General features: G+C 46.8%; 12 protein-coding genes, 1 tRNA gene and 1 pseudogene. 10 read left to right on the forward strand and 4 right to left on the reverse strand.

What is annotated here, in order from left to right; all coding sequences use genetic code 11:
• Position 1 precedes the first annotated feature (1 nt).
• The 9 genes from AC3WS5_RS09150 to AC3WS5_RS09190 all read left to right on the forward strand — a co-directional run bounded on the left by AC3WS5_RS09150 (position 2) and on the right by AC3WS5_RS09190 (position 13,962).
• Complete coding sequence (locus AC3WS5_RS09150) at positions 2-1,111, forward strand: hypothetical protein (protein WP_492466999.1); 1,110 nt, start codon at positions 2-4, stop codon at positions 1,109-1,111.
• A gap of 17 nt (positions 1,112-1,128) precedes the next feature.
• Positions 1,129-1,833, forward strand: a complete 705-nt coding sequence (locus AC3WS5_RS09155; protein ID WP_492467000.1) for a phage baseplate assembly protein V — start codon at positions 1,129-1,131, stop codon at positions 1,831-1,833.
• A 13-nt stretch (positions 1,834-1,846) separates the two neighbouring features.
• Positions 1,847-2,113, forward strand: a complete 267-nt coding sequence (locus AC3WS5_RS09160) for a hypothetical protein (RefSeq protein ID WP_492467001.1) — start codon at positions 1,847-1,849, stop codon at positions 2,111-2,113.
• 14 nt (positions 2,114-2,127) lie between these two features.
• Complete coding sequence (locus AC3WS5_RS09165; protein ID WP_492467002.1) at positions 2,128-2,505, forward strand: GPW/gp25 family protein; 378 nt, start codon at positions 2,128-2,130, stop codon at positions 2,503-2,505.
• On the forward strand, positions 2,502-4,976 hold the full coding sequence (locus AC3WS5_RS09170) for a baseplate J/gp47 family protein (RefSeq protein ID WP_492467003.1): 2,475 nt from the start codon (positions 2,502-2,504) through the stop codon (positions 4,974-4,976). Before AC3WS5_RS09165 ends, AC3WS5_RS09170 begins: the two co-directional genes overlap by 4 nt.
• Complete coding sequence (locus AC3WS5_RS09175) at positions 4,973-7,432, forward strand: baseplate J/gp47 family protein (protein ID WP_492467004.1); 2,460 nt, start codon at positions 4,973-4,975, stop codon at positions 7,430-7,432. The genes AC3WS5_RS09170 and AC3WS5_RS09175 overlap by 4 nt, the downstream gene beginning before the upstream one ends.
• Positions 7,433-7,443: 11 nt before the next feature.
• The gene (locus AC3WS5_RS09180) at positions 7,444-9,687 is read left to right on the forward strand and encodes a hypothetical protein (RefSeq protein ID WP_492467005.1); all 2,244 of its coding nucleotides are present in this window, start codon (positions 7,444-7,446) and stop codon (positions 9,685-9,687) included.
• 9 nt (positions 9,688-9,696) lie between these two features.
• The gene (locus AC3WS5_RS09185) at positions 9,697-13,194 is read left to right on the forward strand and encodes a DUF6519 domain-containing protein (protein WP_492467006.1); all 3,498 of its coding nucleotides are present in this window, start codon (positions 9,697-9,699) and stop codon (positions 13,192-13,194) included.
• 141 nt (positions 13,195-13,335) lie between these two features.
• Positions 13,336-13,962, forward strand: coding sequence for a hypothetical protein (locus AC3WS5_RS09190; RefSeq protein WP_492467007.1), 627 nt, complete (start codon positions 13,336-13,338; stop codon positions 13,960-13,962).
• A 200-nt stretch (positions 13,963-14,162) separates the two neighbouring features.
• Here the strand turns inward: AC3WS5_RS09190 and AC3WS5_RS09195 are convergent, their stop codons facing one another.
• From AC3WS5_RS09195 to AC3WS5_RS09210, 4 genes and pseudogenes are all read right to left on the reverse strand, one after another.
• Entirely contained in the window at positions 14,163-14,324 is a 162-nt protein-coding gene (locus AC3WS5_RS09195; RefSeq protein WP_492467008.1) for a hypothetical protein, read from the reverse strand.
• A 9-nt stretch (positions 14,325-14,333) separates the two neighbouring features.
• Positions 14,334-14,778: pseudogene (locus AC3WS5_RS09200) on the reverse strand (DUF6934 family protein).
• Positions 14,779-15,459: 681 nt separating this feature from the next.
• Positions 15,460-15,541, reverse strand: a tRNA-Leu gene (locus tag AC3WS5_RS09205).
• A 309-nt stretch (positions 15,542-15,850) separates the two neighbouring features.
• Entirely contained in the window at positions 15,851-16,204 is a 354-nt protein-coding gene (locus tag AC3WS5_RS09210) for a single-stranded DNA-binding protein (RefSeq protein WP_492467009.1), read from the reverse strand.
• Between the two features lie 205 nt (positions 16,205-16,409).
• Between AC3WS5_RS09210 and AC3WS5_RS09215 the strand changes: the two genes are divergently transcribed.
• A complete protein-coding gene (locus tag AC3WS5_RS09215; RefSeq protein ID WP_492467010.1) occupies positions 16,410-16,778 on the forward strand; it encodes a hypothetical protein in 369 nt (122 codons plus the stop codon).
• The last annotated feature ends 379 nt before the right edge of the window (positions 16,779-17,157 follow it).

Below are 17,157 nucleotides of genomic sequence, written 5' to 3' on the forward strand. Positions count from 1 at the left end.
GATGGGTCTCAATATCCTGATTTGTATAAATGACCAGCCAAACGACGCCTTGACGCAGATGGTGAGTCAGGTAGAGGTGTATGAAAAAATTGATGAAAACACACACTATAAATTACATTTTTCCGTGGATGTTTGCGATGGGGATATCGCACAGTCAGTACAATCCGCAACTGCTAATGGGACAATGATAAGCGTCATGGTGCAAATGGACAATGGTCTTACCTGCCTGGTAAAAGGCCCCGTGCTGCAACAGGAATCCAGTCTGCAGCAAGGCGGAGCAGGCTCCTGGGTAAAAGTGGAAGGTGAAGATTTCGGGTACGTCATGGACCACACAGCACAGTTCAGGGTGACTGACTCGGGAACCGATGCAGACATCGCATCACAAATCATTTCAAGCTATCCGGACATGACTGCCGACGTGCAGGCCACTCCCTCTTCCACACACGATGAAAACAATCACAGTCACGTCCAGCGTGAATCTAATCTCAGCGTCATTAAAACCCTGGCCAGACGAAACGGCTATCATTTCTGGATAACAGTCGATCAAAACGGACAAAGCACCGGTCATTTCAAACCCAGGAGCTTACTGGGCGCCGCGGTGGTCGATTTGATCATCAATGCCGAATCTAATAATATCGACTCCCTTCAGTTGAATGCTGATAGCCGCCGGCCAACACAAACAATTGGATCGCAGATTAACCTCCGTAACCGGGAGATCATAGGCAACAATGAAGTATTAAATGGTCCTGCCCTCGGCACAGACAATCTCGCCTCCGCAGCAGGTTCCAATGCACAAGCCGTTCACCTGGCACCAACGGTCGATGACGCCGGCGCCCTGCGAGCCAGGAGCCAGGCCGCCCTTGACGAAGCTCAATGGTTTATCAGCGCAACCTGCAGAACAAATACACACCGAATGTGCAACAAGATTATCCGTTTTCATTCGCTGGTAGCGCTGGTTGGCGCCGGGAGTCGTTACAGTGGAAAATACTACGTGACCGGTGTCAGGCATATCATTGATGCCGCTTCCCACCAAATGGAACTTGAACTGGCGAGAAATGCCTGGGGGAATGAACCCGTTGCTGCCGGCGGAATGGCAGCTTCGATATTTTAACATTCAGAATTTTTATTATGAGTACGCCGGAGCTCGATCAGGTATTACAATACATCAGGAATCGCTTTTTTGGGAAATACAGGGGCATTGTAAAAGATAATAATGACCCAACAAACCGGGGAAGAATTAAAGTGAGCGTCCCTGCCGTTTTGCAGGACCTGGAAGTATGGGCAATGCCATGCCTTCCCTACACCGGCAATAACGCGGGCACCTATCTGATCCCCGAGGTAAACGCTGGGGTTTGGGTTGAGTTTGAAGGCGGCGATCCATCCTTCGCTATCTGGACGGGCGGTTACTGGTCGGATGATGAGTTACCAAAAAACGAACAGGGTACCCAGGTGACGCCAGGTATACGCGCAATCCGCAGCCAGAAAGGGTTGATGATTACGTTTAACGACGACAGCGAAGTGATCACTGTCAGTGATCAGAATGGCCAAAACATTATCACCCTCGATGTACAATCGGGCAAGATCCGCATGCAGGCAAATCTGAAAATAGTCATAGAGGCACCAAAAATCGAGCTGGTTGAAAACTCAACGCACCCGTTAGTGTTTGGAGATGATCTGTTACAGTATCTCAATCAATTGGTACAGATATTTAATGAACATATGCATCCGGGTGAGCTGGCCTTTGGTGTAGCACCCATAACACCTGCGCGGCCGGTCCTCTTTATGCCTCCAGCCCAACCATCTTTATTATCGACCAGGGTAACTACCGGTTAATTCAATCCGCAATATGCCACTAAAACCAGGAACAAATCACAGCACAACTGAATTTGCCGACAGCATGGCTGAAGCCATGGTAACCGCATTCAACAATGAATGGAAATACGTAATGGACAAAGCACCTAAACCAGAGTCATTAGACCAAATAAAACTGCTGTTTGCAGCGGTAGCACAGGGAATTGTAGAGCACTTGAAACTTCACGCAACTGATTTTAAAGTGACGGTAAATAGTTCGGGCAGCGGAAATTATAAAGGAACTGTCACCCAGATCGATTAAACTTTAATCTACGGATGAACCAGAAGATTCACAGCATACATTATCCATTTGGCATCGACGGCGGCTTCGGTAAACTATTGGAAGAACCTGATTACGCGCAACACGTTGAGCAAATGATTAAACAGATATTATTCACTAACCCGGGTGAACGAATCAACCGCCCCGATTTCGGCTGTGGGCTGGCGCGAATGGTGTTTGCACCCAACAGTGAGACAAGCGCCAATCTCACCCAGGTGATGATCGTACAATCCTTGCAACGTTGGATAGGCACGCTCATCGAAGTGATAGATGTAAAAGCCAGCGCCGTAAATGAGAGACTGGAAGTAAAAATTGTTTATCTTCTCAAAGCCCGACAGGAACGCCGATACCTGAACCTGGAAGTAACACTATGAGCAGTACAGCACCCGATAGAATTGAGAGCCTGAAAGCACAGGACCAGGTTACCGGAATCGACTTCATCTACGTTGATGCCAGTCAGACCATCCTGGATATTTATTTTCTGCGAGGCGTCACCACATTGGCGAGTCCTTTGCCTGGTTCGATCAATACATCGGATATTCTCATATATAGTACGACGGTAGGTTTACCCGCTATCGAAATAAATTCGCCACTGACATGGCTGGTGCTGGACGGGCAGGATGTGCTACGGGTGATTACAAGGGAACCGGGTGACTTTACGCTGTATAAACTCAAAATTGATGATGCAAGAATAGATCCGTATTTCAATGATGTAACTTTCAGCTTCAAAGCCAATTGCTCGTCAGACCTGGATTGTGTGCCGCCACCGCATGAATGTCCACCTGATCAAATAGTAGATTTTCCTATAGATTATCTCGCCCGTGATTTCTGGAGCTTCAGGCAGGCATTGCTGGATTTTGCCTCGCTGCGATACCCCGGTTGGACAGACAGGCTTGAAGCGGATGCCGGCGTGATGATGGCCGAGTTGATGAGTGCCGTTGGTGATGAGATGGCTTATTATCAGGACCGCGTTGCCCGCGAAGCATTTTTAGAAACGGCCACACAGCGGAGATCTGTACGCAGGCACGCCAGGTTGGTGGACTATCATATGCACGATGGATTAGGTGCCTTCGCCTGGCTGGAAATGATGGCGGCCAATGGCAACCACCAGGTAGCCGCGGGCACAACCGTTTATGCGCTAAGCAATACAAATGAACGCATTTATTTTGAAGTAGGCTACGGACTGATGGAGTCCGTCGCAAACAAACAATATAACGTTGATGCCAAGCGAAATATATTATACCCGCATTTGTGGGATGAGGACCAGACCTGCCTTTCGGCCGGAACGACCAGTCTGTACCTGGAAGGTCATCATGCAGCCGACTTACCCTTTGATGATTTTGGCATCGACCCCAATACCGGTAAACAAACTTCCGGGAAATGGGTACTCATCAAAACAGATCCTGCCAATCCCGCGCAACCCGTACGCAGGCAAATGGTGAGGCTTATCGCGGTAACGGATATGACCGATCCGGTTTTGGCACCAGGGCCTATCACGTTCATTCAATGGGCGCCTGAACATGCGCTCGCCTTCGAATTCGACCTCACCGTTTTAACAATAAGCGGGAATATGTTGCCCGCTACATCAGGGTTAACCAGGCAGGCCTATTTCCTGGTGAATAAATCTGCTATTGGCCTGCTACCTGCACCATTACAGGCTTTTTTGAGTCTGGGTGGCGAAGAAGCAATTCATCGTGAGGGCCACGACCAGACGGCAGCGCCTCGCTTCACTTTGCCCGGAACTCAAAACGATAAACTGACGTACCTGGGAGAAACGCCTGGTGGTGCAAGGCCGGAAGTAGTATTAGAACGGCTGTTTTTTGATGGCGCCTCATGGAAGTCAGCAGGAGAATTCTGGTCTTACAAGAGAAGCATGATTGGTGTAAACTCTTCTGAGCCAGAAGATCTTCATTTCACCCTGGATGATGGCAGTTGGAAAAGGGTGGTAGGTTACCAGCGCATTGGCAAAGAAATTGAACACCGCGACTATGCTTTCGGCGATGGCGTTACGATTCGTTTTGGCGATGGTGAATTCGGAAAAATTCCCGATGATGATTCGGTATTCTTTGTAAGGTACCGGTTAGGTGGCGGCAAGGCCGGTAATGTATCCGCCGACTGTATCACAACAGTCTCTTCTCCTTTAGCATTCGCTGCTAATGTTTCGAACCCGTTGCCCGCATCGAATGGCACGGATCCTGAAACAGCCGTTGAATTACGACAGGTGGTATCAGATGCTTTCAGAGCGATCACCTACCGGGCCGTGCGTCCGGAAGATTATGCTGAAGCTGCCGAAAGACTTCCCTGGGTTCAAAAGGCAGGTGCTGTTTTTCGCTGGACAGGTAGCTGGCTGACAGCTTTCGTTACAGCCGATCCCAAGGGTAAAGTTATTTTAGAACCGAAAGACAGGAAGGAATTGCAATTCCAGATGGATCGGTTTAGACAGGCCGGTCGGGAAGTATATATTAGTGATCCTCAATATGCGAATATAGACCTTGAAATAGAATTATGTATTGACGCTGCTTCTTATGCGGGCGAAGTAAAGGAACGCGTAATGAAAGCGCTGATGGGCAGGAAAGGACTTTGGCCAACCGATGGCTATTTTTCACCCGACCGATTCACTTTTGGTACCTGGCTTGAACGATCCTCACTGGAGGCGGCTATTCAACAGGTACCCGGGGTAAAGGCGGTTGAAGAAATTCGTTTCCGCCGTCGCGGATGGTTTGCCTGGCGCACTTTCGTAGAATACGCTTATAATCCTGGCGACCACGTCATTATACGGATAGAAAATGATCCCTTGCATCCCGAATGGGGAACTTTAAAACTCTTTACACACGGTGGTTTATGAGTTGCATCCAATGTGGAAATAAAAAAGATAGCGGCACCGCCGCTTACAACTGTCCCTGCGATCAGTTTATCCATCCTATGCCTCTGCAAATTGGCGCGGGACTGGATCATCTGCCGCGTCAAATTGCTGGCTTCCCTGAATTCAGAAGGGCGATGATTTACCTGTTGCAAACAGAACAGGTACAGCTCATCGACACCAACAATAACCTGGTCGAAATAAAATCATTGACCAAATGGCGCGCAAGTGGTAGTGATGATCTTGGCCTGATGTTACTTGAGATGTGGGCTTATGTATGTGATGCATTGACGTTTTACGACGAAGCCATTGCCAACGAAAGTTATATCAGGACCGGTCAACTGCGCCCCGATATACGCAGGCTGGTGGCTTTACTAGGTTACAGGCCAAGGCCGGCCGTGGGCTCTACCGTTCAACTGGCTGCATTGGCTGATGGACGAGTACCAGTCAAACTCCCGGTTGGCACTGCCTTTCGCTCGGGTGCTTTTGATGGAAACCCGCCGCAGGTTTTTGAACTCCACCAGGAATTCACGATACACCCACTGACAAACAAGTGGAAAATACTCTCGCCGCATCCCGGTGTTGTACAACAGAGTAATCCTTCTCAACTGACTATTGCGCCCACCTATGATATTAAAGCGGGATCATTGCTCCTGGTGCTGAATGAAGCCAATCAGGCCCAACAAACAGGGCAGTGGGTAAAGAAAATGGAGAAGTATACCGGACAGGATAGAAAACTGTATTCCCGCATCAGTTTTACAGCAGCCACCAAACTAATCGCCGGTACGGCTTTGAATAAGTTGAAGCTGGTGGTTCCTACCCAGACCGCAAAGTTGTGGACACTGAACAACCCTTCGGATTCCGTGACCATGAATACCCTGGTTTTAGAAAATCAATTTCAACAACTGAAGGCTAACGATTATGTTCTTGTCAGCTATAATCAGGAAATCCGGTGGTTTAGGATTAACCAGGTTAGGGACGTGACCCGGCAACCAATGGCAAGCAGCGAGATGACCATCAACGGGCACAAATATAATTTGCCAGGTATGTCAATTTCCGTGACTGAAATTACGCTGGATACAAACATCAATGATGCGGGGAGGAAGCAACCAGGGAGCCTGAACTGGGATAATAATATCCGGAATGCTATCACTGTTCATTTTGCTATGCAGACAGCCGCGACGGTCATTGATGAACCCAAGGGCACCCTATCATCAGGCGACCCCTTGAAATTCGATGGGTTTGTTGAGAAACCGGTTGATCAGATAACGTCACGAAAATTTTTATTACAGGACGTAAACACGCGGGGAGTATCGGTGGAAGGTGAGGTAGATTTTGATGATAAAGAATTGTTTATTAGCCAGGGAACAACCTGGGCGCCCGAACTGTCATCACCCGTTACCGTATTCGGGAATGTAGTCACTGCCCGACGTGGTGAAAAAGTGACCCAGGAGAAATTGGGAAGTGGCAATGCCTCGCTGGCCAATCAAACATTCAAATTAAAAAAGAAACCACTAAGTTACTATTTATACCCTGCCGCTGAAAACGACAATGGAGTTAAGAACACATTAACGATTTATGTAAATGGTGTCAAATGGAGCGAGGTAAACAGCTTCTATGGTAGAACAGAAAATGAACAGATCTATATCGTTCGTCAGAATGATGATGGCGATTCTTTGATAACATTTGGTGATGGAGTCCGCGGGCAGCGATTACCATCAGGGGTAGATAATATAACAGCCAACTATCATTTTGGTGCAGAAGCTGCCTCACCACCCGGAGGCGCAATTAATCAAATCTCAAAACCGGTGAAGGGGTTGCAAAGTGCGAAGAATGTATTGGCAGCATTTGGAGGGGCAGACGCGGAGCCGGCATCAGATATTAAAAAAAATGCACCCCGCTCAGCCCTGATCCTCGGCCGGGTGGTCTCACTGAAAGATATGGAAGCCGTAGCGGCATCTTTCCCGGGCGTAAAGGATGTTCAGGCTGAGTGGCGATGGAATAAACATAAACAAACGACATCGGCCCATATTTTCTATATCGGAGACGATGGTATTCAGGCATCGCTTTCGGAACGGTTGAGAAATCTTTCAGATCCAACAGTATCTATCACTGTAGAACAGGCAAAGCCGGTTCCTCTTGACCTTTCTATTACTGCACGCATCGATAACCGATTCCTTGAGTCTGACGTCATCCAACAAATACGCTCTGCACTCACCAACCCGGATGCAGGAATGTTGGCGGCCGAGCATATTGGAATTGGTCAAGCGCTATTTCAAAGCCGCTTGTTTGAAGCTATACTTAATGTGGAGGGCGTGGTGGCGGTTGATGGTATTCTAATAAACAAGAAAAATTTCGACCAATACGCGGTAACGCCTGGCACCGGGCAGTACTTCAAGCTTGGAGATAACACCTTCACGATTAATGGTTCGATAAACTGATTGACTAGATTATGGCTGAAGATCGTTTTGAAATTTATTATGCGGAGAAGCTCTGGGAGATGGTCCCTGCTATCTATCGTCACGAAGATGGCTTAGCCGAAAACCCGGGTGTGCTGAGGGCCATGGTGCAGGTGATGGCCAGGCAGGCAGCTATTCTGCGCAGGAGTCAGGACCAGTTGTGGGACGATGTATTTATCGAATGGTGTAACGAATGGGCGGTGCCTTATATCGGCGATCTGGTAGCCACACGCTTGTTGTCGGCTTTGAACAAACGCGGCAGAAGAGTGGACGTTGCCAAAACAATCTACTACCGTCGCAGAAAAGGTACGCCGAGAATATTAGAGGAACTGATCAGTGATATTAGCGGCTGGGAAGGGAAGATGGTAGAGCAGTTTCAAAAGCTGGTGCGGTCACGTCACGGGCTTGACCCCTTTCCGGGGGCGCTGGCAGGCCGGTTTTCCGGCACATTGCCTGGAGGAAGTGCTGATCTTCGGAATCCGAGGATCAGTGAACTCGCCAATGGTCCTTTTGAAGAATATTTTCACACACCGGATACCAGGAAACACCATGGACTTGATGGCCGTTACGCCATTTCCAAACTCGCCTTCTATCTCTATCGGCTTAAAGCCTTCAAGATAGATCATGTTACGCCGTTTTCGCTGGGAGATAATCAGGATTTTACTTTCGATCCTTCGGGGCGTGGTATACCGCTGTTTAGCCAGCGTTTGCGATCGGATGACTGGGACAGATGGCATAGTGCACTTGAATGGGAATTACCTGCTCCGATCCCCTGCCGATTACTCGCTCACGCGGAATATAGCATCAATGGTGCGATCATCGGCGAATTAGTTGCAAACGGACTTAGCTCTGGCGCGGCGGACGAACTAAAACAACTATCTGGTTTACGATTTAAGAACGAACCCAGCCTGTTGACGATACTAAACACCTTTGCAAACAAGGTTGAAATATTAAACCCTGGAAATTATCACCGACTAGTTAGTTTATCACTGATTCCTGATTGCGGGAAACAGGTACTTTTGCCAGATGCAGCCACCGCGTCTACGAACCCTCTGGAAGAGAGCTCAGTAATTGTTGGGTTTGGTCCGCCCTCGAATACATTCGTCAGCGTTGAGGACAGTGTCGCGGGTAACCTGTTGAACTGGTCGGCCAATACTAACAAGACCCTGGTCATAGACCCCGAGCATGGACGGTTTCGTTTCACATCAGCAACCGATCCCACACTTACTGTTTATTGTAGTTATCACTACGGATTTTCGGGGAACATCGGTGCCGGAACCTATACGCGACCCTGTCCCGGATCCCTGACCCCTGATCAGACAAAATCCGGGGGCGGTGCCATTGCCTCTTCAGATCTGCTGAATGATGGCATTGTACAGATCAGCGATAATAAAACTTATGGGCCAGTTTCTGATAAACTTAGCATCAAAAACATGACCTTGTATGCAGGCAATCAGCAACGACCATATATAAGGCTGCAAAACGACTGGATCCTGAATACCGGCACAAACAAAAATGCAACGCTAACCCTCGATGGTTGCTGGATCGGAAGTGCAGGCAATACAAGTGTAGCCATCATCCTGAAAGGAAATTTTGAACGCGTAACCTTCCGGAACTGCACAATAGATCCTGGTGGAAGTAACAATGCAAAAGGTGAAACTATTCTTCCAGTAACGCTGAAGATCCAGGGCTTTGTAGAAACGCTCTGTATTGAATCGAGCATAACCGGACCTATTGTGCTGGATAACGCGGGAACGGTTGAACAGGTTTTTATGTCGGATACTATAGTACAGTCTGTAAACCCCGCCATCAAAGCCATTGATGTCCGTCAGGGAAAGATAGATATAGAAAGAACAACGGTATTTGGCGGGATATCTGTACATGAACTTTACGCCTCTGAAGTGATACTAACCGGCGCTGGCATGGTCAAAAATACCCAGGAAGGATGTTTCAGGTTTAGCGCTGCGCCTTCAATCAGTAAACTGCCGCGACCTTATGAATCCTTCCTTTTTGAACACGATGCCAATCACTGGTTTACTTCAAGACGCTTTGGCGATCCCGGTTATGCACAACTGAGCGACACAGCTCCTTCGGCTATTGCCAGAGGTGCTGAAAACGGATCAGAGATGGGTGTGTTCAGCGGACTGCTGAACCCGATCAGGTTTGATGGACTTCGCGCTAAGATCGATGAATACATGCCATTTGGATTAATCCCCATTTTCATAAACAGAACTTAAACCTTTCATATGGGAAGCTTCGATATATCAAGGATTAACTTTAATCCTCAAAAACATTTTGCAAGTGTCCGGATGCAGCAGGGTCGCGTATTGACCGATGACGACTGGAACGAAAATGAAAAGATTGAAAATGAGGACCGGCGGCGGTCACGCGTCGATATCATCGGCCCCTATGGTAGTCCGGATAACGGCTTTAAGATCCAGGTGATCCCTACGGTCGGCAGCCTTATTGATGCTGGCAGGATCAACTTCCTCATTAAAGCCGGAACTATTTATCTAGGTGGCTGGCGGTTTGAATTAGAAGAGGATGAAACTTACCGGTTACAAAACGACTGGCTGCAACAGCCGGCCATCCTGGATCCCACGCCGGCCGGTCTGAATAGCGATCGCTTTGACCTCGTATACCTGGAAACCTGGCTGCAGCCCGTGAGTGCGGTTGAAGATTCATCTCTGTTTGAAGTAGCTCTTGGGGGACCGGATACGACCACACGCATCCGCGCGATGCAGCGAATCCACCTGGCTTCCGGTCTGGACTACTGCGATTGCGCAGAGGCCTGGAAACAACTGGTCAGCAAATGGAGTGCTGGTCATTCAGGGCAGATCAACCAGGAGTTTGAACGAATCACAGACGCGAAGCTGACGGTTTCTTTTGCTGACACCGGGTTGCCCGAAGATCTTTGCACGCCAACGGCAGCGGGTGGTTATCTCGGTGCTGAAAACCAGGCTATTCGCGTGCAGTTAACCGACGCGTCACATTTTACCTGGGGATTTGACGATGCCGCACCTCTGTATCGAATAACGGTTTCGGCTGATGGTAAGAAGGTGCACATGCTCACCGAACCAAAAGACCAGTATCACTGGCCGCTGTCTAACCAGGTTATTGAGATACTCCCCTGGTCGGCTGTGTTACCTAATGGCGAGAAGGTTGCTGAGATCAATGGATACCTGACCAAAGTTAATGCGTCATACAATCCCGATACTGGAGATTTCACGCTGGTGAATGCCCTCCCGGCAGGTTTTGGTGCGGATTGGAAGAACAGGTCGGACAAAAATGATCTGGTAAATCAAACACCCCCTGATTATTTTTATGCGAGGGTCTGGAACCGGGGCAACGATCTCAATTCGCCGGAACAAATTCCATTTACTTCAGGCGCTAAAATCACACTGGGCAACACGGGATTGCAGGTGAGCTTTACCGGGGCTGAATTTATCGCGGGCGATTATTGGGTAATTGCCGCGCGCCCCGAAACTCCCGACCGGGTTGTTCCCTGGGAATTGGAAAAAGGAATTCCACCGCACGGTATCAGGCGTTTCTATGCGCCATTAGCGGTCATCCGCTGGCAGGCTATTGGAGGTCAGGTGCAGGGCGAGATCATGAGCGATTGCCGAAAAAAATTCAATCCGCTGACGGAACAGGGATGTTGTTGTACGTATACGGTTGGCGATGGCATCAGAAGTAAAGGCGATTTTAGTAGCATCCAGGATGCGGTGGATAATTTGCCTGCTTATGGAGGGAAGATCTGTGTACTGGCCGGAGAACATGAAGCCAACGTGGTAATCAAAAACAGGCGGCAGATACGCATCTCCGGATGTGGAGATCAAACCATCGTGCGTCCTAACCCGGACTTATATGATCAGCCCATTTTCCTGATACAGAACTCCCAGCGCATACAAATAGATCAGCTTACCCTGGCAGCTATTGATGGTACCTGCATCCAGGTGGAAGACAGCAGGGAAAGCAAAATGGATTCAGAAAGAATTACCATTAATGAAAACCGCATGATCGCGGGCATTCAGGCAATCCACATTCACACCAGTGAAGACTATGGCGGCGCTAACCTCATTGATATTTCCCATAATGAGATCGGGATGCTGGACAGGCCTGAAGGCAAGCCAGCCATTTTCTGTCTGGCTGACGATGTGCTGATAGAACGGAACCGTATTGTTGTTATCCCAGACCAAAAGGGTGATGATCCGGATGATCCGCGTGATCCGAATGACCCCGGCGATCCCTTCAATCCTTGTCGGGATAAAAAATCACTCCAAAGTGGCAATTTATTTAAGTACCAGATCTATGTATTGATCCGCTATGTAACATTGTATTATCCGCAGGGGCGCTATTTGAAATCATATCTTGCCGATGGCGGCATTCAGATTGGCGGAACTTCCGAAAAAGTGTGGATCCTGGAAAACGAGATCATTGGTGGCAAAGGAAATGGTATCACGCTGGGACATTTACCCGAATCTGACGGCGATTACAATCTAAAGTATAAAGATACAAAAATTTTCTACTCGGCGCTTTATGACATCAAGATCGATGGAAACAGGATCTCACAAATGGGATTAAGCGGTATCAGTACGCTGCTAGTCCCCAGCGTCCAGCAGTTCATCCATGTCGAGGATCTGACCGTTTATAAGAATATCATTAAATATTGTGCTTCCCAATTACCTGTGGAGATTCCCCGGAACTTGCTGAACGACTGGGCCTTTGGCGGCGTTATACTGAGTGAATGCGATAACGGGCGCATCCAGGAAAACAGGATCGAAGATAACGGAAGAAAACAAGGCGATGCTATTTGCGGCGTGTTTGTGCTGCATGGCGAAAAGATGATTATTTCCGGTAATACTGTTATCAGAAATGGAATGTCAGTCACCACCGCCAATGACCTGGTAAAAGCCGGCGCTCGTGGAGGAATTGTCGTGAAGATGGCCTTCAAAACTACCGATCTGAACAAACTATTGAAAGCAAGCCTGCCTTCATTTGATGGAGTACCGGCTGTGAGTGTGTATGATAATATAGTAGAGCAGCCATTGGGGCATGCTCTTTTACTCACGGCCATGGGTCCTGTGTCGGTAGTCGATAACCAGTTTACATCATTAGCCACAGACCACACCAATCCTTTGTCGGTCGCGGCCTCAACGGTTTTCATTCTTGATATTGGCATTTCCAAAGATCTTCTTGCTCAGCATTTCCTGAACATGGCCAATACCAACCCGGCGAATATGACCAAACTAGCCAGCAACCCGGCTTATCAGGCCATCCTGCAGGCATTACAATATCTTCCGAGCGGAAAGGTCATGTTCAATGATAATCAAACGACGTTGGATATGCGTGCGCCCACAGCGAACATTGGTCTCAGTTCTCAATTGATCGCATCGCTGGATGATATTTCTTTTAACAGCAATCAATCGGAATGTGCGGGATTTATATCCACAGCCGCGGGCAACCAGACGTTTGACATGGTTTTGATCAACACGGTCCTCTTTGGCGCTTCCCTTCGCTCAAACGACAATCGTTTCCTGGAAGGATTCACGCTTACACAGTATTCATTGCTTTCCTATGGATTGATGAATACGGCAACAGGAAACCAAAGCACTCATTGCATCCTTGTTCTTGGCAACCTGCGGGCGGTAAACAGCAATATCGTTTTACTCAACCAGCCTTGCAAAGACCAGACCGCGACGGCGGGGGCCAGGTTTGCCGTACCAGCAGGAATGAATTTTTGATCCCAATCAAATTTAAAAATATGCAAATACCTGACAACAACACTGATAACCGGGCGATTGACCAGGCTGCGGAAAGCATTGTTCAACTGGATCGGCAGCGGGTGGAGGAATAAGATTTTTGATGTAAGTTAAATTAGTAATATGCAAATAAATGACAACAACACTGATAACCGGGCGATTGACCAGGCTGCAGAAAGCATTGTTCAACTGGATCGGCAGCGCGTGGAGGAATTGAAAAATGAAAAGCAGCTGCAGGAAATCAAAAATGAGGTAATCAGCCTTGAGGCTGCACGAATGGCAGCGAAGCACGGTGAAGACTCTCCCAGGGTGACAAACTTGATGTCCAGGAATAATTACAACGCATCCATGTTTCCGGGGTTCGACAGAGAGATTAAACAAGCCTCAGCCAAGACAGAACCTTTGCCCTTAAACGCATGGCGGCTCACCGGGACAGTCATGAATAAAAAGATGCGGCCGGTACCCGATACCACCATTCTTTTTTCCGATGAAAAAAGCAACTGGATACAAGAATTTGGATCAGCCGTTTCTGACCAATCCGGGAACTATTCAATTACAGTGGCAGGGAATCTAATAGAACGCGCTCAAAAAACAGCCTTGTATCTGAGTGCTGTCAATAAGAACGGGCAGGAACTGTATCATGAGCTGAATACTTTGACACCAACCAGCGGCATCATCGATTACCAGGATATTTATGTTGAGGAAACACGTACAAGCAGACCCCCGACGATGAATAAAAGGGATTCTTGAGATGAGAGTATGTTTCGCGTAGATTCATATCCATCAAAACACCTAATAACTCCCCAGAGCAATTATTTGAAATAGTCCTGACCTATTTGACAAATCCAATTACACGAGCTACTTCTATGATATGGTTTAATTGCAGTAAGCATTCCCATCAGCGAAGAAGCCTCCATTTAGGGGGGGTATTTATATTAAAACGGTTTGCTTTACTGAGGTAATGGAGATTTTATCTTACGCAAAAGTTTGTTTGCATCTGCCAACTTCTTTGGCGCAAGTACTTTCCCCTTTAACTTGTTGAGCTTTTCATCAACAGTAAAAGTCATCTGCTGCTTAGAGAAAGCGCCTTTATATTTCATGACTTTTTTCATAGTACAAAATTATACATTTTTTCTCTTAATTAAAAAAGCGGTCACCTCAGTATCTCTTGAAAATGGCATAATTTCCTCATTTACATATGAATAAATATTAAATTCCACAGACAACTCTTCCAGGTTAAGCCCAATTGCCATCCGGTAGAGCCGGGTTCGCTCTGTAGCGCTTCCTCTGAAAAAAAAACCTTTCAGGGAATCTTTCTGTATAAGCTTTAATCACACTAACCACTGTTGCTAATATTTTGTTTCTATCTCCATTTTTGCTGTTGCAATAGTCGTCTATTTCTCAATTATTATCAATATCGCCAAATGCTAAATTATAGACTCCTTCTCTTTCTGTTGCCGTAAAAACAATCCTCTTAGGTATTTGACCATTTTTACCTTCGCTGATAAAATCAACAATGCTAAAATCATCCGTGGCTCGAAGAGTAGTGTAGACTTCGTATCTCATTCTTTTTCGTTATTGCCCTGCTAAACCATTTGCAATGGTGCAATTTATCCGACAACTCTTAATTGCCAAAAATGGGATTATCGTTGATTTTTTAAATTTCCCTTTTTCACTTAAACCCCTCCAACCGGGGTATTTATGTAATCTGTTCCACCTTATTCCGTACGACATACAAGGCCTTTCGTTACGCCTGCCGGTAACCGCTCCAGGTTACTTGGCGGACCATGGTTTGCTTTGTTAAATCGGCGTTATCCTAACTGGCATTTCGCCCGTTACTGAAACTCCTGTACAAACTACACTTGAAAAACTTTTACGCTATGTGGTAGTCGGGGTTGTCGGCTTCCGCGCAGAAACTGTAATTCCATAACTTACGGTTGCCCAAAAACTATTTGGTACAATAGGGTAACAAATTTTTAATTTTTGCTGAGTTTTATGGGCTTTGACAAACCAGGTTCTAAACGGCAGCGGCAGGTGATCGTACATTCAGGGCTAAAAGCTTCGCTTTTGTTGCTTCAAAACAGCTTGGCCCGAAACGGATTATTGCATGATCCAGGAAGGGAGGGCTTACCCAAACCCCTTCAACACCTTCGGTGTTGAGTCTTTTTTGTTTTTCCGCAACTTAAAAGCTTCGCTTTTGTTGCTCCAAAACAAAAAAGCCCCTCCAACTTAGTTGGAAGGGCTTTGTGCCCGGGACTGGATTCGAACCAGCACACCTCGCGGCGCTGCCACCTGAAGACAGTGCGTCTACCAATTTCGCCACCCGGGCCTATCGCTCCACCATACCATGAAGGTGTGGTGAATCAATTATTTCAATCTTTTTAAGAACTCTTTGCCTGATCCCGATTTAAGAAACTTCTCTCTTTCCCTCGCCGACTTCCTGTCTCCCAAATCCTCAGTATAAATCACCTCAAAAGGCCTATAAGCCTTAGTTGAACGATTTCTTCTTCTCTTTCTGATCCACAAATCAAACCCAACCAGCATCGGGGTTGCAAATTTAGTGAAAATTCTTCTGGAATTATCAATCCATTAAAAAAAGCCGCCTCAAAGAAGCAGCTTTTTTCATACAGCCATACCTTTAATCCATGTCACCCTGGCGACCACTACCTAATAAAAGCAACTCGTTTACCTGGATCTCCGTGAAATACTTTTTGACCCCGCTCTTATCTTCATAACTGCGGGTCACCAGCTTACCCTCGACTGCTACTTCCCGGCCTTTTTCCAGAAAACGGTCCGCGATGTCCGCTAACCGACCCCAGGCAACTAAGTTGTGCCAATGGGTCTCCGTAACCCTTTCACCATTTGCATTCTTGTAACTTTCATTTGTGGCGATACTAAAACGTGCCATTTTCTTTCCATTTTCTGTCGTTCTGATCTCAGGGGCATTACCCAAATTACCAATCAACTGAACTTTGTTTCTAAGTGCGTACATAACTTTTTGTTTTGTGTTCCTCGCGGAACGATTAAGATTTTTTATTTCACTCAATCCTGCCAGCATCGGATTGACAGGACAAAGATGGGGTCCCCTTTATGCGAAAGCCGGTTAATAAGGGTTTACTTACGAATCTAAATGTATATAAGCGTTTGTAAATGGATAAATAGTATTATCTTACCCCTTGTAACTATTGTATGCATATATGAACAGCCCGGAACCTAAAACCTGCCTGGCCTGTGGCAAGACTGTCAAAGGCCGGTCAGATAAAAAATTCTGCGATGATTATTGTCGCAACCAGTTCAATAACCAGCAAAAAGGCGAGAACAATCAGCTGGTAAGAAATATAAATAATGTCCTTCGCAAAAACCGTTACATCCTTCAGAACCTGATTCCAGAAGGCGGAATGATCAAAGTCAACCGGGAAAGACTGTTACAAGCGGGTTTCAGCTTCAAATACCTGACACACCAATACCAGAACAAAAAAGGAAATACCTATTCATTTTGTTATGAATATGGCTACCTGCCACTCGATATTGACTGGTACCTGATTGTGAAAAGAAACGATAATTAGAGATTATTGAAGTTCTTGTATTCCGCTGATTGAAAAGATAATATCACTCACTAGTTACCAGATACGGCAATTATTAGAGGTGCTTACAAAAAAATTTGCTACTATTAAAACCCGCAACTTATGGCTATATAAACCCTGTAAAACGAACCGATCAAAAAAATCTCTTTGTTTATTTATTAGGGGGCTGTCCAAAAGAAGTGTCATCCAATGGTAATCACAGAAGTCCGGCCTATTGGAAAAATCGGCACTTATTGACTTGTTACAAAGAATAACACCCGATGACTTTCCGGCCAAACTATGCGAATAATAGAAGCAGTTTCAGTTATTCAGTATTGTCCGCGGCCAACAAACTTCTATTTCTTATGTCTAGCGGCCAACA

It is taken from the genome of Niabella sp. CPT15-335-S11, from assembly GCF_058792415.1.

Bases quoted from the DNA above. Each gene is read 5' to 3' on its own strand.
- AC3WS5_RS09150 (WP_492466999.1), top strand. From the start codon at position 2: ATGGGTCTCAATATCCTGATTTGTATAAATGACCAGCCAAACGACGCC.
- AC3WS5_RS09155 (WP_492467000.1), top strand. From the start codon at position 1,129: ATGAGTACGCCGGAGCTCGATCAGGTATTACAATACATCAGGAATCGC.
- AC3WS5_RS09160 (WP_492467001.1), top strand. From the start codon at position 1,847: ATGCCACTAAAACCAGGAACAAATCACAGCACAACTGAATTTGCCGAC.
- AC3WS5_RS09165 (WP_492467002.1), top strand. From the start codon at position 2,128: ATGAACCAGAAGATTCACAGCATACATTATCCATTTGGCATCGACGGC.
- AC3WS5_RS09170 (WP_492467003.1), top strand. From the start codon at position 2,502: ATGAGCAGTACAGCACCCGATAGAATTGAGAGCCTGAAAGCACAGGAC.
- AC3WS5_RS09175 (WP_492467004.1), top strand. From the start codon at position 4,973: ATGAGTTGCATCCAATGTGGAAATAAAAAAGATAGCGGCACCGCCGCT.
- AC3WS5_RS09180 (WP_492467005.1), top strand. From the start codon at position 7,444: ATGGCTGAAGATCGTTTTGAAATTTATTATGCGGAGAAGCTCTGGGAG.
- AC3WS5_RS09185 (WP_492467006.1), top strand. From the start codon at position 9,697: ATGGGAAGCTTCGATATATCAAGGATTAACTTTAATCCTCAAAAACAT.
- AC3WS5_RS09190 (WP_492467007.1), top strand. From the start codon at position 13,336: ATGCAAATAAATGACAACAACACTGATAACCGGGCGATTGACCAGGCT.
- AC3WS5_RS09195 (WP_492467008.1), bottom strand. From the start codon at position 14,324: ATGAAAAAAGTCATGAAATATAAAGGCGCTTTCTCTAAGCAGCAGATG.
- AC3WS5_RS09210 (WP_492467009.1), bottom strand. From the start codon at position 16,204: ATGTACGCACTTAGAAACAAAGTTCAGTTGATTGGTAATTTGGGTAAT.
- AC3WS5_RS09215 (WP_492467010.1), top strand. From the start codon at position 16,410: ATGAACAGCCCGGAACCTAAAACCTGCCTGGCCTGTGGCAAGACTGTC.